Source organism: Candidatus Delongbacteria bacterium (assembly GCA_020634015.1).
Classification (GTDB): domain Bacteria; phylum CAIWAD01; class CAIWAD01; order CAIWAD01; family CAIWAD01; genus JACKCN01.
In genome coordinates, this window is the sequence record JACKCN010000001.1 from 709265 (window position 1) to 732465 (window position 23201).

A 23201-nucleotide genomic window follows, 5' to 3' on the forward strand; every position below is an offset into this window, starting at 1 on the left:
TCCTTGCGGCAGATGCCGCTACTTGAGGTCCAGAATGTCTTCCATCGCGACAAAGAGCTCGTCGAGCCCGGCAGCCGTGCACTCGGCCATGTGAGCGATGCGGAAGGTCTTGTCCTTCAGCTCGCCGTAGCCGTTGGCGATCTGGAAGCCGCGCTGGCCCAGGGCACCATTGAGTTCGCTGACATTGAAACCGCGCGTGTTGTGGATCACGGTCACGGTGCGCGAGGCGAAGGCATCGTCCACCAGCAGCTCGAAATGCTTGCGGCCCCAGGCCCGCACCTTCTCCATGTTGGCCTTGTGACGATCCCAGCGCACCTGCAGACCTTCTTCCAGGATCAGGTCCAGCGCCTTGTCCAGCGCATACATCAGACTGAGCGCGGGGGTGGAACTGTATTGGTGGTCCTTCTTGAAGACGAAGTCGTAGAGCTGGACCATGTCGAAATAGAAGCCGCGATTCTGCACACCCCGGGCGCGCTCGATGGCGCGCTCGCTCACGCTGCAGGCCGAGAGGCCGGGCGGCACGCCCAGCGCCTTCTGGGTGGACGTGATGCAGCAGTCCACGCCCAGCTCGTCCACGGGAATCGAGGTACCGGCCATGGAACTGACCGTATCCAGCAGCCAGAGCACATCGGGATAACGACGGCGCACCTCGGCGATCTCGGCCACCGGATTCATCACGCCGCTGGAGGTCTCGTTGTGGGTCACGGTAAAGGTGTCGTACTTGCCCGTGGCCAGGGCCTTCTCGACCTCGGAGGCCAGGGTGGGCTGTCCCTGGGGCACTTCGAAGAGGTCGGCATCCTTGCCGTTGAGCACGGCCATGTCATGCCAGCGCTTGCCGAACGCCCCCACGCTGAAAACTGCGGCGCGCTTCGCACTGAAGCTGCGGATCGCACCTTCCATCAGACCGCTGCCCGATGAGGTGGAGAGCAGGATCACCTGCTCGGTCTGGAAGACCTTGCGCAGTTTCTCGGAAATGCCGCGCTGCAGGGCGCTGGCATCCTTGCTGCGGTGGCCGATCATCGGATGGGTCATCGCAGCCAGTACGTCGGGCCGGACATCCACCGGACCGGGAATGAAGAGTTTCTTGGCCATCTCTCGCTCCTGGCGATTGGGGGTCACTGTGACTCAGGAAAGGGAATCCGTGCCGCTCGCACCCAGGCGCGCGCAGCCGTTTTCCAGATAGTTGCATACATAATCCCTGACGGCCTCCTCGAGACCCGTCGCGGGCAATGGCAGGCCGATGGCCGTGCTGCGGCTCATCTCGGCGCAGGTGTGATACTGATACTGGCCGCGCAGTTCGGTGGGCATGGGCACCCAGTCGATCTTTGGTTCACGGCCCAGTGCCTGGAACACGGCCAGCGCCAGATCCTCGAAACGACGGGCCATTCCCGTGCCCAGATTGAACAGTCCGTGCACCTCGGGCATGCGCCAGGCGGCCAGCATGGTCTCGACCACATCCTTGACGTAAACGAAATCACGGCTCTCGTCGCCATTGGCGAATCCATCGCGGTGATTGGCGAAGAGTCGCACCGGCCCGCCCGCGTGGATCTGTTCCCAGGCCTTCAGCACCATCGAGCGCATGCTCTCCTTGTGATACTCGTTGGGCCCGAAGACATTGAAGAACTTGAACCCCACGGCCGTCTCGAGCAGCCCTTCATCGCGCAGCCAGCGATCGGCGAGCTGCTTGGACCAGCCATATCCATTGAGAGGAGCCAGCCGGTCGATGCCTCCGGGGTCGTCGGCATAACCCAGGGCGCCATCTCCGTAGGTGGCCGCGCTGGAGGCGTAGATCAAGCGGATTTTCTGCTGGGCGCAGATCCGGGCCAGGTCGCGGGTGAGGAGAGCGTTGTTGCCCATCAGGTAGTCCGCATCGCGCTCGGTCGTGCTGCTGCAGGCCCCCATGTGAAACACCACCTCGCAGTCCTCGGGCAACCCCCACTCCAGCGACTCGGCGAACTCCTGCTTGCCCTGGAACTCGGCGAAGGCCAGCGGCGCCAGATTGCGCCATTTCTCCCCCGTGCCCAGGCGGTCCACGACCAGAATGTCCCGGCGATCGAGCTGGTTCAGTCTCCAGATCAGGGCGCTGCCAATGAAGCCAGCTCCGCCGGTCACGATGATCATGGGGTTCCTCCGGATCAGGGTCCGTGGATCAGCCGCTGGCAGCTGGTCCGGCCTGCTTGACAGAGTGACAGAATTCTCCCGCGGGGTACCGCACCGAGGACGCGGGGATCGCGGACGCGTGACCCGGGACGATTGCGCTCGATTCGAGCTGAATCCGCTTCCAAAGCCACTGGAAAATCGCCGGAGAGTATAGCAATTGCCATGACGCAAGCTTGATCCCGGTCAGTTTCAGGGCTGGCATGGGGCTTGCTTCAGCAGGACTGGTGCCACCCGCGCGGAGTCCCGCGGGTCCAGTGGTTGACACTTTCCCGCGCCTCCCGCTGCGGGGCGATTGCTACACTGCCGACCGCTCCGGCCGTACCGCCATGTCCAAGGAGAACCCCCATGCTGCTCAGTTCAACCCTTCTGTCACTGATGATGGGTACCGCATTGCCGGCCACCCACGTGCAGGCCGCGCCAGAACCGGCCGCCCCGGCGACTGCCGCGCACCTGCCGCTGATCGAAACCGGCGCTCCCAGCCGGGAAATGATCGAGTTCTTCCGCCAGCAGGAGAAGCCCTGGCGCCGCCTGCCGCACTCCCACGGGGGTTCCGGCCTGCGCGACAGCCGCACCCTGTCCCAGTACGACGTCAGCTACTACGAGCTGGAGCTGGACATGCCCACGGCCAGTGCGGGAATGACCGGTGTCGTGCGCATGCACTTCCGCTCGCTCGAGCCGGACCTGGCCAGCATTGAGCTGCACGCGGGCGACAACCTGGGCCTGGACCAGGTGCTGGTCAACGGTCAGGCCGCCAGTTTCAGTCACACGGGCGATGACTTCACGGTCACGCTGCCCCAGCCCCTGGGCGAAGGCGAGTCCGCCGTGCTGGAAACCCACTACACGGTCACCTATGGGGGCGGGGGCGTGCTGCCCGCCACGCGCACCAATGTGCAGACCAGCCAGAGCGTGGCCACCCTCACCACCCAGGCCGAACCCTGGGACGCCCGTCGTTTCTGGCCCTGCCGCGACGAGCCCATCGACAAGGCCGACAGCCTGCTGGCACACATCACCACCCAGGACTACAACACCGTGGTGTCCAACGGAGTGCTGCGCTCGAATCTGGTCAATGGGGACGGCACCCGCACGGTGACCTGGTTCGAAGGCCTGCCCATGTCGACCTACCTGTTCTCGGTCTGCATCGCGCCCTACAATCACCGCAGCGACACCTGGAGCTGGAACGAGACCAGCATGCCCATGGAAGAATGGTCCTGGGGTCTCAGTCCCAGCGAGCAGCAATTCGTCTCACAGACGGGCATGGACGCGCTGACCGCCTTCTCCGATCTCTTCGGCCTGTATCCCTTCCATGAGCAGAAGTATGGCCATGCCCAGTATACCTGGGGCGGGGCAATGGAACACCAGAGCGTGAGCTCGATGGGCTTCTACAACCAGGCTGTGATCGCCCACGAGCTGATGCACCAGTGGTTCGGCGACAAGCTGACCTGCGAGAGCTTTCACCACATCTGGCTCAACGAGGGCTGGGCCACCTATGGAGAAGCCCTGTTCTTCGAGTCGATCGGTGGCAGCCAGACCCTGCATGACTACATGGATTTCGAAGAGTATTACGGGGGCGGCACGATCTACGTCGAGAACCCCGAGTCGGAAAACATCTTCGACGGCAATCTGAGCTACGCCAAGGGCGCCTGGGTGCTGCACATGCTGCGTCACGTGATGGGCGACGAAGGCTTCTTCACGGCCGTGCGCGCCTATCTGGGCGGCAGCGACCCCTCGGCCTATCGCACCGTGGACACCGCCGAATTCCAGTCCTTCATGGAAGCGGAATACGGCGAGTCACTGGACTGGTTCTTCACCCAGTGGATCCACGGCGAGTACTGGCCCGACTATGTCTGGAACTGGCAGACCCGCAGCGAGGGCCCACAGCTCTGGCTGGACATGGGTGTGGTCCAGCGCCAGCTGCCCGAACGCCAGTTGTTCACCATGCCTCTGGATCTGGTCGTGTACTATCCCAACCAGCCCGATACCCTGGTGCGTCTCTTCAACGACCAGCCCAGCCAGAACTGGAGCATCGCACTGGCCGAACAGCCCGATTCGGTGCGCCTGGACCCGCAGAACTGGGTGCTGAGCAATGTCACTCGGGCCAGCGATCTGGACTCCGATCCGCGGCTGGTTGAGGTGCGGATAGTCGATGGGGAGGGCGCTGTCATGGAAGCCCTGCCCGACACCGATGCCTTCGGTCTTGAACTGGACCTGCAGAACTTCGGCGGCCCACTGACCGGGCTGAGTGCCGAACTGCAGAGCACGGATTCGCGGATTGCCCTGACTCCGCAGCAGCTCACTCCGGGAGCCCTCGAGCTGGGCCAGACGATCACGCTGGAATTCGATGCCGCCAGCCTCTCACGCCTCGAGGGCCGCGTGGCCTTCAGCCTGGAACTGGCCTGGCCGGATCACGCGCTCAGTCTGCCCTTCAGCCTGCCCGGCTCGCATCCCAGCCTGATTCTGGTGGACGACGATACCGAAGGCAACTGGGAGCAACTCTTCCTCGCCGCCGCCGGCGACGAGGTCGTGCAATTGCTCAGCCCGGCTGAATTCCTGAGCCAGACTCCCGACACCCAGGCATTGCTGATCTGGCATCAGGGCAATGCCGGACGCATGCTGAGCCCGGACGAGCGCTCGGCTCTCGAGAGCTTCGTGGAACTGAGTGGACACGTGGTGCTCAGTGGCCAGGACCTGCTGCAATCCCAGGATCCTGTCTGGGCCCAGCAGTTCCTTGGCCTGGAAGTGATCCAAAGCTCGGTCAGCTCCAGTGCGGTCAGTGGCGAGATCACATCGATCTTTCCCGGCCAGCTGTTGTTCTTCATCAACGGAGGCGCGGGCAACCAGACCCATATGGATCGTCTGGATCCGCTCAATGCCTTCCCTGTTTTCCATTATTTCAATTCGGTGGAAAGTGGAGATGCGGGCGTGGTGCATGAATCGGACATCAGCGGGGGCCGCGTGCTCAGTCTGGGCTTCGGGTTGGAAGGCATCAGCGGCGCGGGCACCAGCATGGACCTGGGCGAGGTGCTGGAACGCCTGATCGCCTGGTCCCGCGGCGAGGTCGGCCTGAATGAACCCGGCCACGCATTGCCGCGCAGCCCCGTGCTGGACAGCGCCTGGCCCAACCCCTTCAATCCCGAAACCCGCGTATCCTTCACGCTGCCGCGCGAGGGCAATGTGGAGCTGATGGTCTACAATCTGGCGGGGCAGCTGGTGGACACCCTGCACCGCGGGCGTCTGGCGGCGGGAACCCACCAGGTGCTCTGGCGGGCCGAAGGGCGCTCCAGCGGAGTCTACCTGCTGCGTCTGGACGGTCCGGGAGGTGGTGATACCATGAAAGTGCTGCTGCTCAAGTGAGACACCTGCTTGCCCTGCTGGGACTGGCTGGCTGCGTGCTGGCCCAGGTTCCCGAACTGCTCGACAGCCGTCCCGGTGCCGACTGTTTCCGGCTGGCTCCCTGGCCCGCGGGGGGTCTGATCGCCGGAGGAGATGGCGTGTTGCAACTCGTCTCGCCAACGCCTGAACTGGCCCCCGTGATGGGCGAGTGGCTCAGCCCGGGCACTCTGTCCGATCTGGCCGGCGATGGCGAGCATCTGCTGCAGGCGCTCGGTGGTGCGGGCCTGCTGGTCTGGGACGCCAGCACGGGCCTGAGCGAGCCCTGGACCCTGGCGGTTCCGGCCACCAAGGTCTGCGTGGATCAGGATTGGGCGACAAGCGCCGCCGGTTCCCAGCTGAGCCTGATCCAACTGAACGGAGCCGCTCCCGAAGTCGTGCACACGGCCAGCCTGCCCTCGGCCTGTGCCGCACTTGCCCAGCGCGATACTCTGCTTTATGCCTTCGACGACAGCCAGCTCCATCTGTACCACATCGATGCCACTGGCTTCGCGCTGCGCACCAGCCAGACTCTTTCTGCGCCCGTGCTGAAAGCCCGTGTGTCCGCCGACGAATTGCTGCTGGTGCACATGGATGGAGTCGTGGAACGGATTTCCCTCAATGCCCAGGGTCGGCCGACAGGGTCCGAAAATTGGTCCAGCATGCTGGCCCCCAACGACATTCTGGCCCTTGGCTCACAGCGTTACCTGCTGAGCGTGCCCGGAACGGGACTGCTGCCGCTGTTCTGGCCTGCGGGCGAAGCCGCGCAGCCGGGCACTCCCCGCCGGTTCGCCGACTGGAACGGCCAGCTCTGCGCTCTGGGCAATGGGCGCATCGCGGTGGCCGAAGGCGAAGCCGGTGGCGCGCTGTATCTCACGGACTCCGAGGGCGTGCCCCAGGCGCTGGGCCGCTTCTCAACCCGACCTCTCGCACGCAAACTGCTGCTCGACGATCAACTGCCCCATCACGTCTGGCTGCTTGACGGAAGGCTCGGTCTGCGCCGTTTCCACAGCGAGCTTCTCACCGAGCGCATGCAGCTGGCCTTCCCTCGGCCCGTGATCGGTGGAGACCTGCGCGAGGGCTGGGCCGGGGCCGTCACCGAGGGCTCGGGACTGCGTTTCTATCAGGTCTTCGCCGACAGCTCGGCGATCAACGGCATCCACAGCACCGACCCGATCGTGGACCTGGCGATGGGCCCGGAGCTGATGCTGGCCTACATCACGTCCAATGGTTTCGTGGCCATCAAGCAGATCAATCCCTTTCCCTACACGCTGTTCCACTACGGCACGATCTTCCTCAACTGCCTGCCGGGAGCCGCCTTCTGGGTGGGCGACCAGTTCTTCCTTGGCAGTCAGGACGGACGCCTGTTCCACGTGGATGTCAGTGACCCGCAGGCTCCCACGCTGGTGGAAACCCTGCAACTGGCCGGCCCCGTGCGCGACGCCGACCCCTATCCGCCCGCCGCGCTGGACCGCATGCTGGTGAGCGCGGGCGACCTCTACCGCCTGGCCTTCCAGGGAGCGGGTCCCGTGATGATCGAAGACAGCTACCACCACGCCTGGGGCCCCGTGGCCTGCGCCTCGGTGGGCGAGCTGGTCTGCTTCGCCACCGGCAACACGCCCGTGATCGGTGCCTTTCCCGGCACGCGCGGCAATCCCTTCGGCCCCCTGCTCTCGCCGGAGACCTCACCCGCGCCCGCCATGGCCGACCTGCTGGACATGGGCGGGCTGGAGGTGCTGGGACTGACGGAAGCCGGCGATCTCAATCGTTACACCTTCGCGCAGTTGGACACGCCTGCGCCAGTCGCGTTGCCCTCGAGTCTCGGCCTGCGTGCCTTTCCCAATCCGGCGAATCCGGGCACGGTGCTGCAGTTTGAGCTGCGCACTCCTGCGCGTGTGACGGTGACCCTGGTGGACATGGCGGGGCGTGTGTGCCTCAGCCAGGCAATGGGCGAATTGGGCAGCGGGCAGCAGCGGGTGGCCCTGGATCTGGCGGGATTGGCCAGTGGGGTGTATCTGTGTCGGGTGAGCGCGGGCGCGGAATGGGAGAGTGTGCGGCTGAGTCTGGTGAAGTGAGTGGGCGGACCTCTGGTGCAGTGCCTGGCGCCCCGAAGTGCTTCGGGCTACTTCAGGACCGGATGGAAGCCAGAGGGGAGAGCCAAGGCAGGTGGGTGGGGTGCTGTCACACAGCCCGGACGCGCAGGCGAATTCCTAGTGCTTTGGTGACTTTCAGGATGGTGGCGAAGCTCGGGTTGCCGTGCTCGCTCAGGGCTTTGTACATGCTTTCACGACTCAGACCAGCCTCACGGGCGACCAGCGCCATGCCCTTCGCGCGGGCGATATCGCCCAAGGCCCGAGCGATTCCCGCGATGTCATCCGGGGCTTCCTCGAACCAGGCATCCAGGTAGGCGGCCATTTCCTCCGGTGTACGCAATTGCTCGGAGACATCGTATTCCACGGTCCGAATGACTGGCGAGGTGGTCTTGGTGGTTCTGGGCATCGTGCTATTCCTCAAGACTTCGTACCAGCGTTCGCGCAAGAAGGATGTCTGCTCTTTGGGAGGACTTGACCCCTCCGACCAGCAAGATGATCAGTTCCTGCCCTCTTTGAGTGTAGTACACGCGATAGCCGGGACCCACATCCACTTTAGCTCTGAGATTCCGGACGCCAGATTCCGGTACTTCCCTGGATTGCCGTGGGCCAATCGGTCCACACGCACCTGAATCCGAGCCCTCGCTGCTCGATCCTTGAGTGCATTGATCCAGTCGCGATACATCTCGGTCATCCGAACGCGCATGGCGGAGTGTAGCCTTTGGGATACAACTTGTCAAGAACAATTGCACAAGTCATGGATTGGCAGCCCGTGGGAAACGCTTCTGGTCGAAGGCGCAGAAAAGTGAAGATTCCAGGATCCTGCACGGCAGTAGGCTGATCAAGTCCGGCTGGAAGCCACGATGGCATTCTCGGTCAGGAAGAGCGGGCGGCCAGCAGGTGGTCGACCAGTTCGGCGAAGCCGGCGCCGCCGCGCGCGGGTGTGATCCAGGCGGGCTCGTGCTCGAGCAGATCACGGAAGTCCAGCAGGTTGGCCACGCCCACGGAGCCTTCGCGGAAAAAGGAGAACATCGGCTCGTCGTTGGGGCTGTCGCCGGCGAAGGCGCAGATCGACTGGGTGGGCGGGGAATCGGGGTCCATGTCGAAGTGCTGGCGCAGGTACTCGCGGGCGGCGCTCAGTTTGTCAAAGTGACCGTACCAGCCATTGACATGAATCGAACTGATCTTGGCGGTGGCGCCCGCCTCCTCGAAGAGCCGCTGGATCTTCAGAACATCCTCGCGGGGCAGGCGCGGCACATCCTCACAGAAATCGATGGCCAGATCGTATTCGCGATAGCTCTGGTCGCTGGCGATGGCACACCCCGGCACCTCGCGCAGGATGCGCTCGCGCACGGCCTGCAGTTTTTCGCGAAAGCCTGTCCGGGTGGCGCTGTCGTACACGAAGTCGCGCCGCAAGCGGCCGCCCTCCATGCGGAAGACCAACCCGCCGTTCTCGCCGATCACGCCGTGCACGGGCCACATCCGGGCGATGTGATCACACCAGCCCGCCGGCCGGCCCGTCACGGGCACCACGGCCAGTCCCGCCTCATGAGCCTGCCAGAGAGCCCGGTACGCGGGCGCGGGAATCCGTCCTTCGCTCGAGATGGTGTCGTCGATGTCGCTGAAGAGAATGCTGACCCGGGCCGCTTTCTCGCGTGTCCATTCGGCAAGCGGACGCATCAGGCGGTACGGCCCTGGGCGGCCCCGATGCCTGCCAGCAGCCGGCGGTTGCTGGCGACATAGTCCACGAAGGACCAGGCCGTCCAGAGTGCGGCCACCAGCACCAGCCACCAGGCCGCGCGCTGGATCAGGGCGTCGTTGAACCATTGCGGGAAGGGGTGCACGAGGATGCGCGCCAGCAGGATCGCGATGATCACGGTGGCCTGGATGATCGCCTTCAGCTTGCCGCTGCCACGGGCGGCCAGCACCAGCCCTTTGGAGGCGCAGACCGTGCGCAGGGTGCTGACGGCGCTGTCGCGGTAGACGAAGATCAGCACCATCCACCAGGGAATCAGGCCCACGCTCATGAAGGCGATGAAGACGGTGATGCGGCTGATCGAGTCGGCCAGCGGATCCAGCAGCTTGCCGAAGTCGGTGACTTCGCCACGGCTGCGCGCGATGTGGCCGTCGAATCCATCGGTCAACTCGGACATCACCACGATGGCCAGGGCCGCGACCCGCGCCCAGAATCCTTCCTGCATGAACGCGAGAACGAAGATCGGGCTCAGGAAGATGCGCGCCGCGGTGAGCTGGTTGGCAAGGGTCATGGGGGGTCCCCGCAGTTGTTCGGTGCCTGGCAGCGGTTTCGGAGCCTGTCGGAACGCTGGCGAATGTACCATTGCCAAGGCACCCAAACCCGCCAGGCAGTTCCTGGACGGTCCGGCCCGCTATTTGTGCTGGCTGTTCCCGTTGATGCCCCGGTTGCGCAGGCTCACCGGGCGGATCATGTTCTGAGGATCAAGGATGCTGGCGATCTCCTCCTCCGTGACCCAGCCATGCTCGCGCACCAGCTCCGAGACCGGCCTGCCGGTCTTGAGCGCTTCCTTGGCCACCTGGGTCGAGCGGCTGTAGCCGATGTGCGGCAGCAGGGCCGTGACCAGCCCGATGCTGCCCATCACCATCTCGCGGCAATGCTCCTCGTTGGCCGTGATGCCTTCGATGCAGAACTTGCGCAGGGTGGTGAAGGCCCGGGTGAGCATGTCGATGCTCTGGAAGATGTTGAAGACGATCACCGGCTCCATCACGTTCAGCTGCAGCTGGCCATTTTCCGCCGCCATGGTCACGGTCAGATCGTTGCCCACCACCTGATAGGCGACCTGGTTGACCACCTCGGGAATCACCGGATTGACCTTGCCCGGCATGATGCTGGAACCGGCGGCGCGCGGCGGCAGATTGATTTCGCCCAGCCCGCAGCGCGGCCCGGAACTGAGCAGGCGCAGGTCGTTGCAGACCTTGGAGATCTTGATCGCGATCCGGCGCAGGGTGCTGGAAAATGCCTGCAGCGAGCCCGTGTCGCTGCTGGCCTCGATCATGTCGGGGCTCAGGCGGAAATCCATGCCCGTGACCTTGCGCAGCGCGCGCAGGGCTTCCTGGGGATAGGCCGGGTCGGCGCAGATGCCCGTGCCGATGGCCGTGCCGCCCAGATTGGTCTCCATGAACTGGCGCGCCGTCTCGCGCACGCGTTCCATGTCCTCCTCGATGCCGTGCGCCCAGGAGAGGAATTCCTGCCCCAGGGTCATGGGCACCGCATCCTGCAACTGGGTGCGCCCCATCTTGATCACCCACTCGAACTCACGCGCCTTGTGTTTCAGCGCCACCACCAGATCATCCATCGCGTCCAGCATCTGGGGATAACTGAGCAGAATCGCCAGACGGAAGGCCGTGGGGTACACGTCGTTCGTGCTCTGTGACATGTTGACGTGGTCGTTGGGATGCACACGCTCGTAGTGGCCCTTGGCCTCGCCCAGAATCTCGAGCGCCCGGTTGGCGATGACCTCGTTGGCGTTCATGTTGGTGCTGGTGCCCGCACCTCCCTGGATCATGTCCACCACGAACTGGTTGTGCAGGTGGCCGTTGAGGATGTCGTCGCAGGCCCGCGTGATCGCTCCCGCGACCTCGGGTTCAAGCATGTCCAGCTTGAGGTTGGCCAGGGCAGCGGCCTTCTTCACCATCGCCAGCGCCCGGATGAAGTGGGGAAAGTGGCTGATCCGGATGCCCGAGATGTCAAAGTTCTCGAGGGCCCGCATGCTCTGCACGCCGTAATACGCGTTCTCGGCAATGCGCATCGGGCCGATCAGGTCGTGCTCCTCGCGCGTCTCACCGGTCTGGTAGACCGAGGCCACGCCTTCCTGCCCGCTCGAGGACAGGCCGGCCATCAGGCGCCGGAAGACCACCCGCCCCGCGCGCGAGATCATCTTGGCCGCGGCCAGCGGGTTCCGTTCCATGTAGGCCAGAAACTGTTCGCGCTCGAGGTACCAGAGCTCACTGTCCTCCACCACCCGGGCCGAGGTGGAATGGGAGCTCTCGTCCAGCAGACAGGCCTCGCCGAAGTAGTTGCCCTCGCGGTACACCAGCAGCAGCTTGTCCTGGTCGTGTTCGCCGCCCATCACCTGGATCTTGCCGCTCTGCACGAAGTACACCCGGTGGCGGTGGTCGCCTCCCTGATAGATCGAACTGCCCGCCGGCAGCGATGTGTGCTGGAACTGGGCGGCAATCTCCTTGAGTTCCGCCTCCTGCAGCACTTCGAAGATCTCATTTGTCTGCAGGCGCTGGATCAGGTAGTTCACTCTGGGCTCCTTGCGGAAACGGACCGTGAGCCGGTCCGGGGTGGATCATCTCGTCGGCGTCTACAGATAGCGCAGGGGCTGGCCCTGGGGCGAGCCCAGGAAGACTCCTTCGCGCCAGACCAGGTTGCCACGCAGCACGGTGGCCTTCACGCGGCCGCAGAGTTCGCGGCCTTCCCAGGGCGTCCAGCCCGCGCGGCTCTGCAGGTGTTCGGCGCGCACGGCCCAGCGCTCGTCGGGGTCCACGATCGCCAGATCACCATCGAACCCGCGCGCCAGCCGTCCCTTGCCCAGGACACCGTAGATCCGTGCCGGTCCCTCGCTGTAGAGGCGCACCAGATCATCCAGTCCCAGTCGGCCGTGACTCACCTGATCCAGCAGCACGGGCAGCACGGTCTCGACCCCGGGCATGCCGCTGGGGCAGTCGGGGTAATCGCGCGCCTTCTCCTCCAGAGTGTGCGGAGCGTGATCGCTGCCGATGACCGTGATCAGCCCCGAGCGCAGGGCCGCCCAGAGCGCCTTGCCGTGCTCGGCCTCGCGCACCGGAGGATTCATCTGGGCGTGACTGCCCAGCTCTTCGTAACACCCGGGTGCGGTCATCAGCAGATGCTGGGGAGTGGTTTCCACGGTCACCAGCGGATTGCCCCGCCAGCGCTCGAGCAGCTCCATTTCCTCGCGGCTGTTGGTGTGCAGCACATGCACGGGCCGCCCACAGGCCAGAGCGGTTTCCACCAGCCGCTCGACCGCCAGTCGGGCACATTCCGGGTCACGCAGGCGCGTGTGCCAGCGCGGATGATCGGCCTGCTTGCCATGCAGGGCCTTCAGTTCCAGCAGGCGCGCATTGTCCTCGGCGTGCACGGCCACCCGACGTGTGCCGTGAGCCAGCACGGTGCGCAGGTCCTCGGCATTGTCCACCAGCAGGCTGCCCGTGGACGACCCCATGAAGATCTTGACCCCCGCGCAGCCCGGCAGCCGTTCCAGCTGTCCCAGCTCGCGCGCATTGTCCGCCGTGGCGCCCATGAAAAAAGCGAAGTCGGCCCAGCTGCTGGCGCGCGCCCGTTCAATCTTGTCCGCCAGACTGGCCGCATCCACGGTGGCCGGCCGCGTGTTGGGCATTTCCATGTAGGAGGTGACCCCGCCAGCGATCGCCGCCCGGCTGCCGCTGCCCAGGTCTTCCTTGTGGGTCAGCCCCGGCTCGCGAAAGTGCACCTGGCTGTCCAGCATGCCCGGCAGCACCACCAGCCCGTCCAGATCGAGGCTCTCCTCGTCCGCCGCCGCCTTCAGCCCGCTGCCCAGTTCCACGATGCGCCCCGCGCGGATCCGCAGGTCCCTCAAGGGCAGATCGCCCTCCTGGAATACCCGCCCACCCCGCACCAGCAGGTTGCCCGCCTTGTCCATGCTCGTCTCCCGGATTCGCCGCCCCGCGCTCCTCGGCAGGGCCGCCTGTGGCCGTGTGGGTCCCGCTTTGCTCCACGGGACCGTGGAAAGTAAAAAAGCCCCGGACAGGTTGCCCGGGGCGATTGGGGGTCGAGGGGATGGAGTGAACTGACAGCAGCTGTTTCCGGGCCCCTTTCGAAGCTCCGCGAGTTTCTCCTGAATCGGCGGATGCACCGGTTCAGCTGCGGGCCGCGCAGCGGGGCGTCTGCTGCAACCGGCTGCGCGAGGCACTGGCTCAGGCGGTCTTGTTGGCCGGGTCCCAGAGTCGGGGCTCCCAGAGCTCGACCTTGTTGCCGTCGGGGTCCATGATCCAGGCGAAGGTGCCGTTCTCGTGTGACTCGGGTCCCTGGATGATCTCCACGCCGCCCGCGCGCAGCTGCTCCAGCATGTCGGCCATGTCGTCAACACGGTAGTTGATCATGAAGCTGGATTGGCTGGGGCTGAACCACTGGCTGTCCTTCTCGGCCACATGCCACACGGTCAGCCCGCCATCGTCGGCCTTGTCGTCCGGCCAGCGCAAAATGGCACCGCCCCAGTCTTCCAGAGCCAGGCCCAGATGTGTTCTGTACCACGCAGCCAACGCGGCGTGGTCGCCCGTGCTCTTCAGGAACACGCCGCCGATTCCGGTGACCTTCGCCATCCTTGCCCTCCCTGCATTCAATCGGTTTCGGTCAGGTTCCACCAGCCATGTGAGATTCCGGACACATCGCGGAAGTGTCAGGTGTCCTGGCCACCGCTCAGGGACCTGGTGAAGCACACCACCCGTTCCGTTTCCTCAAAGCCAAGCGCAAGATGCATGGCATGGCTGAGGCTGTTCGAGAGCTCGGCATCCGAGGCCAGTTCGATGACACCGCGCGCACGGGCCCAGGCGATCACCGCATCCACCAGACTGCGGGCGACTCCGGTCCGACGAGCCGCTTCATCCACGAAGATTCCCTCGAGAAAGGCGACCGGCGAGCTGGACGTGCCATTCACGTAATCGTGACGCAAGGACACCTCGGCGAAGCCCGTTGGCTGGCCGTCTTCGGTCAGGGCGATGAACTGGCCATACCGGGCGGGATCGGCCAGAAACTGCTCCATCTCGGCACGATGCTCGGCTTCGCTGTGATCGGGCCAGAGACGATCCCGCAGAACGAACCACGCATCACAATGGGCTCTGGCAATCGCATGGACCACGACGCTCACCTACTTCTGCAGCAACTCCGCCGGATCCTTCTTGTAAGGGTCCAGACTGCCCGAGTAGGTTTCGTACCAGCTGTCCTGGCCGGAGACCCGACAGAGCAGCCGGTTCTCGGCCTTGGGGCTGCGGTACCAGGCCACCGTGTGCTGGCCGCCGCCGGCATCGCTGAAACTGGCACTCAGCTCGGGGCTGGCCATGTCGACTCCGGCGACCAGGGAATCGGGCGCCAGATCCGTGACACGGAAGCGGGCCACCCCGGAGAGCAGGCTCTTGAACGCACTCTCGTTGAGCGGGCTCTCCGCGAAGCGCATGCTGCCATTGGCCTTGAAGGCCTCGCCCACCCAGAGGCTGTCGGCCCAGCGGTAGTGTTCGCGTGAGCCGTCGGCGTGAGTCAGACTGAGCTCGCGCAGGGTGTCGGGGTTCATGTTGAACAACTGCTTCTGCAGCCAGATCGACCGCCGCGGGGCGAAGCGGCTGCCCAGATTGCTGGCGGTGCGGTAGACGGGTTCCTTGCCTTCCAGCCGGGCAAAGCCGTTGCTGAAGTCGGCCGAGCCCTTGCCGAAGCGTGCATCCAGCACGGTCTTCGCGCCCTGGCGCAGTTCGACGAAGCGGGCATTGTCGGCGTCCAGGCCGAAGCGTGTGTCATCCACCAGATCCTTGTTGTCACTGGTGCGGGCAATCACGTCAATCTTCTGGCACTGCTGCAGCACACGGCCCACCTGGGCCGGGTCGGCCGGGTGGCGCGGGCTGCCGTCGATGAACCAGTCCTCGCCCGACTTGACCAGCGTGATCGAATCGGCCTTGAACACGATGTGCATGTAATCCACGGCCGCGGAGTCCACGGCGCCCAGGGTATCGGGGTAATTCTTCGCGGGGGGCAGGATGCGGGGCACGAAGATCGCGGCCAACAGCACCACCAGCACCACACCCAGGATCAGATTCTTCTTCATGAGTCCTTTCCTGCCAACTCGTGAGTATCGTCTGCATTCTTGCGGGTCGGGGCCAGCCTCAGGCCAGCCCGGCCCGCCGACGCCGCGCCATCCAGCGCACCAGCCCGAAGAGGATGAAGATCACGGGCACGGCCAGGATGTTGAACCACTTGATCAACTTGCGCGTGCCCGGCTCCAGCTCCACCAGCGGCCTGCTGGTGATGGTCTTGCTGCGGATGCTGATCAGCCCTTCGTCCTGGCTCAGCCAGTCGACGATGTTCTGCACCAGCGCCAGATTGTCGCCCTGCTGTGAATAGGAGTCCTGCACGAAATCGCCATCGGCCATCACGGCCAGCGAGGTGGGCGCTCCCGCGTCCAGACGGCCGGCAGCGTCGGCACCTTCGGGCAGGGCCCGCCCCGCGAAGTACGAGGAGAAACTGCCTTCCACGGTGGCACCAATCAGCTGGGGTCCGGCATTGAAGCGGCTGGCCAGAATCTCGGGAGTCAATTGCTGCACGGGTTCGAGGTCGAAGTTCGGTCCGCGCTGCACTTCGGTGTTCGCGCTGGTGCTCACCAGTGGGCGGATCACGGCACCCGCGCTGCGAGCCGCCGCGAAGGCCGTCGTATCCAGACTGGAGGCCCAGGCCACCAGGGTGGATTCCAGCTTGCGACTCACGGGATGCTCGTCATCGAAGCCGCGCAGCTCCACGAACAGCGGGTAGCGCATCTGGATGCCGAAGAGCGCGGCCAGCGGATTGCCGCCGCCCTGCTGGCGCACGGTCACCGCGCCGCAATTGCGATCGCCCACCAGATCCTGCTCGATCTTCACTCCGAAGTGGGCCAGAAAGTCGTCCGTGTTCAGTTCCAGTGGCTGGGCCTGGCGGGTGGCGATGTCCACCGCATAGCGATCGGCGAAGTACGCCAGTCGGCCACCGCGCATCAGGAACTGGTCCAGATTGTACAGCTCCAGTTCGCTGACCGGCTCCTGGGGCGCCACCCAGACCAGAGTGTGGATCGCCGGATCGACGGGCGTGTCCAGCCGTGTCTCCTCCACCGTGTAGGTCTCGCGCAGCAATTGGGTCAGCGTGCTGATCGAGGGGCCAGAGGGAGCACGGCGCTGCTGGGCCATGGGGTCGGGCTCCATGCCCGGCTCGCCGTGGCCCTGGATCACGCCCACCTTCACCAGTTCCGGGCTGCTGAGCCGGCGGATGGTGCTGGTCATGGTGTACTCCAGCCCGTTGACGTCGCCCAGGAAGGGCAAGGTTTCCTTGCGGTCGCCGGCCAGAAAGCTCATGCCCATGTAGACCAGGCGCACGCTGATCTGGTCGTTCTCGACCACCTGGGCCTGCACGGGCTGTACACCCGCCTTGCGGGCCTCGGCGTCGAAGTTCTCCTTGTCGTGGGGGTCCACCATCTCGAACTGCAGATTGCCGTGGCTCCAGGCCCGGTAATCCTCGAGCATGTCCTTGATGTAGGTGCGGTTCTGGTTGTACTGGGGCCCCACGTCCTCGCTGAAGTAGACCTTCACCAGCAGAGGATCTTCCAGTTCGCGCACCACTTGACGGCTGTAGTCCGAAAGGGTGAAGATCTTGCCTTCGCTCAGGTCGGCACGGCCGAAGTACAACTGGGCGGCCCCGTTGAGGGCGACCAGCACGGCCAGCACCAGCAGCAGATTGCTGCGGTTCTTCGTGTTCGTCATCGCTCCTCCTAGTTCCACTTGCGCCGGGACAGGCTGCGGGAAGCCAGCAGCACGCCCAGCGCGATCAGGCTGAAGTAGTAGATCAGGTCACGCGTGTCCACCACGCCCCGGATCATGCTGTGGTAATGGGCATCGATCGAGAGGAACTCGAAGAAGCCCACCAGCGCCGTGGGAACGAAGAAGAGCACCTTGTCCATCAGGAACAGGCCCAGGGTGAAGGCAATGCCCAGCACGAAGCCGACGAACTGGTTGTCGGTCAGACTGGAGGCGTACATGCCCACGGCCGTATACGCCGCGCCCATCAGGATCATGCCCAGATAGCCGGTGAAGGCCACGCCGCCGTCCAGATTTCCCAGCCAGGCCACGGTGATCGTGTAGGTCAGGGTGCCGGCCACGGCCACCATCAGCAGGCTGAGCGCAGCCAGATACTTGCCCAGGATCAGCTGCAGATCGGTGACCGGATAGGTCACCAGCAATTCGAGGGTGCCGTTGCGCTTTTCTTCCGAGATCAGCCGCATGGTCAGCGCCGGGGCGAAGAACACGAAGAGCAGCGGAATCAGTTCCAGGGCCCCGCGAATGTCGGCCTGTCCGGCCAGGAAGAAACTTGAGAAGAAGAACCAGCCCGTGAGCAGCAGGAACACACTGATGAACATGTAGGCCATCGGGCTGTTGAAGTAGGCCTGCAGTTCGCGTCGGTAAATGGCGGTCATCGCGTTCACTGGGCGGTCCCTCCCTGACGCTCGTCCGCGCCGGTCAGCTCGCGGAACACATCCTCAAGGCTGGTCTGCACGCGGCTCAGTTCCAGCAGGGTCCAGTCCTCGGCCACGGCCATGCGGTACAGGCGCTCGCGCAGGTCCTCGCCGGCCTCGCCATGGATCTCAAGCCGCAGGCTGTCGCCCCCGGGGGGGCTGTGATCGGTGATCTCGCGTATCGGCAACGCCTCCTTCAGGCGTCGTGCCACACCGTCCCCGCCGCCGCGGATCTCGAAGAGGTGACTGCCCGCGCCGGTCAGTCGGGTGCGCAGCTCGCCCGGGGTGCCGTCGGCGATGATCCGACCACGGTTGATGATCATCATCCGGCTGCAGGTGGCTTCCACCTCCTGCATGATGTGCGTGGAGAGGATCACGGTCTTTTCCCGGCCCAGCTCGCGGATCAGGTTGCGGATCTCGACGATCTGGTTGGGATCCAGACCCGTGGTGGGCTCGTCCAGAATCAGCACTTCCGGTTCGTGGATGATCGCCTGGGCCAACCCCACGCGCTGCCGGTAGCCCTTGGAGAGCTGACCGATGAAGCGATGGCGGTACTCGGTGAGTCCGCAGCGCTGGATCGTGCGGTCGATGGCCGCCGGAATCGCCCCGGCGGGCAAGCCGTGCAGCCGACCGCAGAAGGCCAGATAATCGGTCACTCCCATGTCCAGGTACAGCGGATTGTTCTCGGGCAGGTAGCCCACCTTGCGGCGCACGGCCAGTGGATCCTCGGTGACATCCAGACCATCGACCGTGACACGGCCCGAGGTGGGCGGCATGTAACAGGTGATGATCTTCATGGCCGTGGTCTTGCCCGCGCCGTTGGGCCCAAGCAAACCCAGGATCTGCCCGGTCTCGACCGTCATGCTGACGTCGTCGAGGGCACGGACCGTGCCGTAGGATTTGTTGATATGATCGAAGTGAATCATACCCGATGGTGCCTCTTGTTTGACAATGTGACTGGAACCGGGAGCGGCTGCCCGCCCCCAACAAAAAAGCATGCCGCCTCGACCTGCGCCGAAACGGGACACTCTGAACGCGAAAGGGAAATCCTGATGGGGCCGACGAGCCCGGGACCGCGGGCGACGGTTGCCCGCGGAAGCGATCCCGCCGGACCGGTGCGGCAGCACGCGGCAGCGTCAGGACAAGGCGCTGAAACCCGTCGCGGCGGTCCGGGTTCCCGAGGCGTGTGAATTTGTTGTTCGAGATTCTGGTGCGCAAGTCGGGCGAAAGCTCACTGCCCGGCGGGGCGCCCGCGCAGCCAGCGTTTGAGCCGCCGCAGGCCATGCACCCAGGCGTCGCGCGCCAGTGCCAGTCGCCACCAGACGGAGTGGGTGCCGGGCAGCAGTGCTTCCAGACGTGGTTCGCAGTTGCGCAGCAGCACAAAATCATAGGCTGCCGCCAGGGCAGGCCATGGTGAGCGATGGGGCGCGCAATCCAGGGCGATCACCTGCCCCTGGTGCTGGATCCAGTTGGCCAGATGGGGGTCGCCGTGGGCCAGCCCGGCCGCATGCAGTCGGCCCAGCAGGCGAATCACCTCGGGCCAATGGCGCTCATCCACCGGGTCCCCCTGGGCATATTCATAGAGCCAGCCACTTTCCACCACACAGCCCCATGCGCGTCGCTCCCATTGCATCACGGGACGCGGAGCGGGAATGCCCAGGCCCTGCAGGCGCAGCGCGCGACGGAAGGCGCGCCGGGACTCGCCCTCGCGCCAAAGAGTGGTCAATCGGTTCCAGAACCGTCCGTCCTGCCAGCGCGGAATCTTGAGCACCAGACCCGCGGCCGATTCCGCCATGCCGGGCAGATTGTCCAGCCGGATCACACGACTGCGTTTGTCGTCCCGCAGAACCGCGCGCGCGGGCAAGCCGCGCAACAGCTCCACCGCTGGAGCCCGGTATCCGGAAGCCACCAGAACTCGCCACGGGCCTTCTCGCAGGTTGTGGCACAATGGCTCGCTCATGGCAGCACGATCCCTGCGGCCGTGATGCGGTAACACAGCAGATCCGTGTCCAGGGCCGTGGCATGCGACCAGGTGGTATCGGCCAGTTGCACAAGTTGCGTCCAGGGCCCTGCGGGCGTGGGGGCGCTGTATACACGATAACTGTCGGCCACGCCCGGGTTCCAGTCGAGTCGCACGGCGGATGCGTCCAGGCGAATGCTGAGATTCTCGGGAGCCCGCAGGTACTCGATCGCGGCCCCGGTGCGGATGCGGCCCCAGCCGTAGTCATTGTCCGGGCTGTCGGCGCGGTCCGCCGTGTTCATCAGGGCCTCGCGGACCGCCAGCGGCGACCAGCCGGGATGCGCCTGTACCACAAGTGCCGCCGCCCCGGCCACCAGCGGACAGCTCAGGCTGGTGCCATTGGCCGTGCGGTAATTGCTGGTGGAACCGATGCCCGCGCAGACCGTGCCCACGCCACGCGCACAGACCTCGGGCTTGATCCGGCCATCGGCCGTGGGGCCCGGCGAGCTGAAGGAGGCCAGCAGGTTGGAAGAATTCACGGCACCCACGGCGATCACATGCAGGCCATCCGCGGGGGTCACAATGTGTCCCCAGTCGCTGGTGCGCGCATTGCCCGCCGAATTGCAGAGCACCATGCCCAGCTGGAAAGCCTGCTCGGCGGCCAGGCAGGTGGGCGCGGTCTGGCCATCCAGATCAAGGGGCGTGTACCAGTCGGTATAGCCCAGCGAACTGCTGACCACATCGGCCCCCAGGCTCTCGCCCCATTCGAGCCCCGCGATCCAGTAATCCTCTTCCACGGGGGTTTCGCTGGTCACGTCTTCGGTCTTGGCCAGCAGAAACCGGGCACCCCAGGCGGGGCCGTAGAGCTGGCCGGGAAAGGAACCGCCCAGCGTGCTGAAGGTCAGGGTGCCGTGCGAATGCTGGGCCGGATCGTCACCGGGCTCGTTCTGGGTCTGACCATCGCCATTGATGAAGTCCCATTCGGCCAGCACCAGGGAATCGTGCAGGGCCTCGTGATCGGTGAAGAAGCCCGTGTCCAGCATCAGCACGCGCACACCCGCTCCGTTGAAGCCAGCCTCGTGCACGCGTGGTACATCGATCTCGTCCAACTGGGCCAGCGAGGCCCCATAATCCAGCACACGCGCACCACCGGCGGGCATGGGTTCGCGCGGGGAAACGGGAAGAGGCTGGCGCCGCCCGCGGGCCACGGGGCGCAGCTCGCGCACACAGGGCAGCGCGCGCAGCTCGGCCAGTTGCTCGGGCCGAACCATCACACTCAGCGCATTCAGCCAGCGGCTCTCGACACGGATGCGGGCACCGCAGGCTTCCACTTGCCGGCGGTAGGCGGGTGACGTGGCCAGGTCCCACTCCCCCACGGGAGCCAGGCTGCCCTTGGCGCGGCGTTGCACGGTGTGGGAGTCCAGACGGGCGGCAGCCTGCAACAGGGCCTCGCGTTGCGCACCGCTGTGCTGGTTGCCCCGGTCCCGCAGGAAGACCCACCAGAGTTCCTCGCCGGGCGCCGGCCGCATGGCCGAGGCGAAGAGAGGAGACAGGCTCAACAGCAGCAGAATCAAGGCGCGCGCGATCATGAAATTCTCCCTGGGCTTGGTGGGCCTTGAATCAAGCAGAGTTGCCGCAACCATCCAACCACGGTCCGTTGGTCAGAAAGACAGCCGAAAGAGCCGGAGAACGCCCTGAGCCCCGCCCATTCTATATTGAGCCCCATGAAACTGGATGTACACACTTACGGCAATGCGGGCCCCGCACTGGTGATTCTGCACGGCTTGCTGGGTTCGGGCACGAACTGGGGCAGTTTCGCGCGCGAGTTCGCTCCCGTGGCCCGCATTGTCGCGCCAGACCAGCGCAACCATGGCACCAGCCCCCACGACGGGGACATGAGCGTGGAGGCCCTGGCCGCCGACCTGCTGGAAACTCTGGACGACCTGGAGCTGGAGCGCACGCACCTGCTGGGGCATTCCATGGGCGGCAAGGTCGCGATGCACTTCGCCACCCGCTGGCCCGAGCGTGTGCGGCACCTGCTGCTGGCCGACATCACGGCGCGCGAGTATGGCGAAGGCGAGCACCGCTGGATCTTCGATGCGCTCGGGAGCCTGGATCCAGGCACGCTGGTCAGTCTGCGCGACGCGGGCGAGGCGCTCAGGCCGCTGATTCCGGATCCAGGCCTGCGCCAGTTCCTGCTGATGACGCTCGAGCGTGATCCGGAGGGCAGCGGGCTGCGTTTCCGGGTCAATTTGCCCGTGCTCAGCCGCGAGCTGCAGCGCATCCGGGGTGCCACTCCCCTCGAGGGTGTCTTCGAGGGGCCCACCCTGCTGGTGCGCGGCGAACGCAGTGACTATGTGGCGGATGAGGATCTGCCCCCGCTGCGGTCGCACTTCCCCCGGCTGCAACTTGCCACTCTGGCCCATGCCGGGCACTGGCTGCATGTGGACCAGCCCGTGGCTTTCCAGCGTCTCTGCGCCGGGTTCTTCGAGCTGGGGGAGCTGCCCCGTGGCTGAGCCTCCGGTGATCCATCCCCTGCTGGAACCCTTTCGCATGATGCGCAACCATCGCCCGGAGGGCGGCGGCGCTCCCATGATCCTTGAAGGCCCCGCCCTGCTGCGACGAGCCCTCGAGGCGGGCCTGACTCCAAGCTGTGTGCTCTGCGAGCGCGGCAAGCACAAGGATCTGCTGCATTCCCTCGAGTCGCGCATTCCTCTTTTCGAGGAGAGTGCGGAAACCATCGCCGCGCTCTGCGGCTTCAACTTCCATCGGGGCATTCTGGCCACGGCACCCTGCCCGGAATTGCCGGACCGGCTCGACAGTCTGACAGCTGGACCGGTTCCCCTGCTGGTGCTGCCCGAGATCAACGATGCCGAGAACCTGGGTTCGTTGTTGCGGGCCGCGGCGGCTTTCGGTGTTCCCGCCGTGCTGCTGGGGGAGCGTTGTACCACGCCCTTCAACCGGCGCAGTCTGCGGGTTTCCATGGGAGCGGCATTCGAGCTGAGGCTCGTGCACTGCCGCAATCTGGCCCGGGAGCTGGAGCGCCTGCGCGAACTGGGGCTGGTGCTGCTGGGCAGCTCGGCACGGCAAGGACAGCCACCCCGCTCGCTGGAACTGGCGCCGGAACGGCCCTGCGCCCTGCTGGTGGGCAACGAAGGCCAGGGGCTCAGTCCGGAATCCATGGCCGCCTGCGACCATCTCCTGCGGATTCCGATGGCCTCGCGCGTCAGTTCATTGAACGTGGCCATGGCAACGGGAATCCTGCTTTATGACCTTGCCAACCGCTGTGCGGGTCCGTCGCCCGACCTGCCACCAGCGGCAATGCCCGGCTGAGACGTTGACCCACAA

19 protein-coding genes are annotated in these 23201 nt (G+C 65.3%); 4 read left to right on the top strand and 15 right to left on the bottom strand.

Translation table 11 applies throughout. The features are described 5' to 3' along the window. Window positions 1-18 precede the first annotated feature (18 nt). Window positions 19-1092 (bottom strand): alanine--glyoxylate aminotransferase family protein, encoded by a 1074-nt coding sequence (locus tag H6678_02915; protein MCB9472742.1) that lies wholly within the window; start codon window positions 1090-1092, stop codon window positions 19-21. A 33-nt stretch (window positions 1093-1125) separates the two neighbouring features. Then, window positions 1126-2121, bottom strand: a complete 996-nt coding sequence (gene rfaD, locus H6678_02920; protein ID MCB9472743.1) for an ADP-glyceromanno-heptose 6-epimerase — start codon at window positions 2119-2121, stop codon at window positions 1126-1128. Between the two features lie 384 nt (window positions 2122-2505). On the opposite strand from rfaD, the gene H6678_02925 reads away from it, so the two are divergent. Both H6678_02925 and H6678_02930 read left to right on the top strand, forming a co-directional pair. Beyond that, window positions 2506-5511 (top strand): T9SS type A sorting domain-containing protein, encoded by a 3006-nt coding sequence (locus H6678_02925; GenBank protein MCB9472744.1) that lies wholly within the window; start codon window positions 2506-2508, stop codon window positions 5509-5511. Continuing rightward, a complete protein-coding gene (locus H6678_02930; protein MCB9472745.1) occupies window positions 5508-7601 on the top strand; it encodes a T9SS type A sorting domain-containing protein in 2094 nt (697 codons plus the stop codon). The genes H6678_02925 and H6678_02930 overlap by 4 nt, the downstream gene beginning before the upstream one ends. Window positions 7602-7707: 106 nt before the next feature. On the opposite strand, the gene H6678_02935 is transcribed toward H6678_02930, so the two are convergent. The 13 genes from H6678_02935 to H6678_02995 form a co-directional block, all read right to left on the bottom strand. After that, window positions 7708-8025 (bottom strand): putative addiction module antidote protein, encoded by a 318-nt coding sequence (locus H6678_02935; GenBank protein ID MCB9472746.1) that lies wholly within the window; start codon window positions 8023-8025, stop codon window positions 7708-7710. Between the two features lie 467 nt (window positions 8026-8492). Continuing rightward, a complete protein-coding gene (locus H6678_02940) occupies window positions 8493-9296 on the bottom strand; it encodes an HAD-IIB family hydrolase (GenBank protein ID MCB9472747.1) in 804 nt (267 codons plus the stop codon). Beyond that, on the bottom strand, window positions 9296-9883 hold the full coding sequence (pgsA, locus tag H6678_02945; protein ID MCB9472748.1) for a CDP-diacylglycerol--glycerol-3-phosphate 3-phosphatidyltransferase: 588 nt from the start codon (window positions 9881-9883) through the stop codon (window positions 9296-9298). The genes H6678_02940 and pgsA overlap by 1 nt, the downstream gene beginning before the upstream one ends. 120 nt (window positions 9884-10003) lie before the next feature. Continuing rightward, the gene (locus tag H6678_02950; GenBank protein ID MCB9472749.1) at window positions 10004-11902 is read right to left on the bottom strand and encodes an aspartate ammonia-lyase; all 1899 of its coding nucleotides are present in this window, start codon (window positions 11900-11902) and stop codon (window positions 10004-10006) included. Between the two features lie 60 nt (window positions 11903-11962). Further along, on the bottom strand, window positions 11963-13297 hold the full coding sequence (locus H6678_02955) for a dihydroorotase (GenBank protein ID MCB9472750.1): 1335 nt from the start codon (window positions 13295-13297) through the stop codon (window positions 11963-11965). A 274-nt stretch (window positions 13298-13571) separates the two neighbouring features. Next, the gene (locus H6678_02960; GenBank protein MCB9472751.1) at window positions 13572-13976 is read right to left on the bottom strand and encodes a VOC family protein; all 405 of its coding nucleotides are present in this window, start codon (window positions 13974-13976) and stop codon (window positions 13572-13574) included. A gap of 77 nt (window positions 13977-14053) precedes the next feature. After that, window positions 14054-14512 carry a GNAT family N-acetyltransferase gene (locus H6678_02965; GenBank protein ID MCB9472752.1) on the bottom strand — a complete coding sequence of 153 codons (459 nt, stop codon included), beginning with the start codon at window positions 14510-14512 and terminating at the stop codon, window positions 14054-14056. 9 nt (window positions 14513-14521) lie between these two features. Beyond that, window positions 14522-15466: a DUF4340 domain-containing protein gene (locus tag H6678_02970; protein ID MCB9472753.1), complete on the bottom strand. Its 945-nt coding sequence runs from the start codon at window positions 15464-15466 to the stop codon at window positions 14522-14524. Window positions 15467-15524: 58 nt separating this feature from the next. Further along, a complete protein-coding gene (locus H6678_02975; GenBank protein ID MCB9472754.1) occupies window positions 15525-17144 on the bottom strand; it encodes a Gldg family protein in 1620 nt (539 codons plus the stop codon). An 8-nt stretch (window positions 17145-17152) separates the two neighbouring features. Continuing rightward, a complete protein-coding gene (locus tag H6678_02980) occupies window positions 17153-17854 on the bottom strand; it encodes an ABC transporter permease subunit (protein MCB9472755.1) in 702 nt (233 codons plus the stop codon). 5 nt (window positions 17855-17859) lie between these two features. Next, window positions 17860-18819 (bottom strand): ATP-binding cassette domain-containing protein, encoded by a 960-nt coding sequence (locus H6678_02985; GenBank protein ID MCB9472756.1) that lies wholly within the window; start codon window positions 18817-18819, stop codon window positions 17860-17862. Window positions 18820-19124: 305 nt separating this feature from the next. Beyond that, window positions 19125-19853, bottom strand: a complete 729-nt coding sequence (locus H6678_02990) for a hypothetical protein (GenBank protein MCB9472757.1) — start codon at window positions 19851-19853, stop codon at window positions 19125-19127. Next, window positions 19850-21442, bottom strand: coding sequence for a S8 family serine peptidase (locus tag H6678_02995; protein ID MCB9472758.1), 1593 nt, complete (start codon window positions 21440-21442; stop codon window positions 19850-19852). The genes H6678_02990 and H6678_02995 overlap by 4 nt, the downstream gene beginning before the upstream one ends. A 135-nt stretch (window positions 21443-21577) precedes the next feature. Between H6678_02995 and H6678_03000 the strand changes: the two genes are divergently transcribed. Both H6678_03000 and H6678_03005 read left to right on the top strand, forming a co-directional pair. Continuing rightward, window positions 21578-22369 (top strand): alpha/beta fold hydrolase, encoded by a 792-nt coding sequence (locus tag H6678_03000; protein ID MCB9472759.1) that lies wholly within the window; start codon window positions 21578-21580, stop codon window positions 22367-22369. Further along, window positions 22362-23186, top strand: a complete 825-nt coding sequence (locus H6678_03005) for an RNA methyltransferase (protein ID MCB9472760.1) — start codon at window positions 22362-22364, stop codon at window positions 23184-23186. The genes H6678_03000 and H6678_03005 overlap by 8 nt, the downstream gene beginning before the upstream one ends. The last annotated feature ends 15 nt before the right edge of the window (window positions 23187-23201 follow it).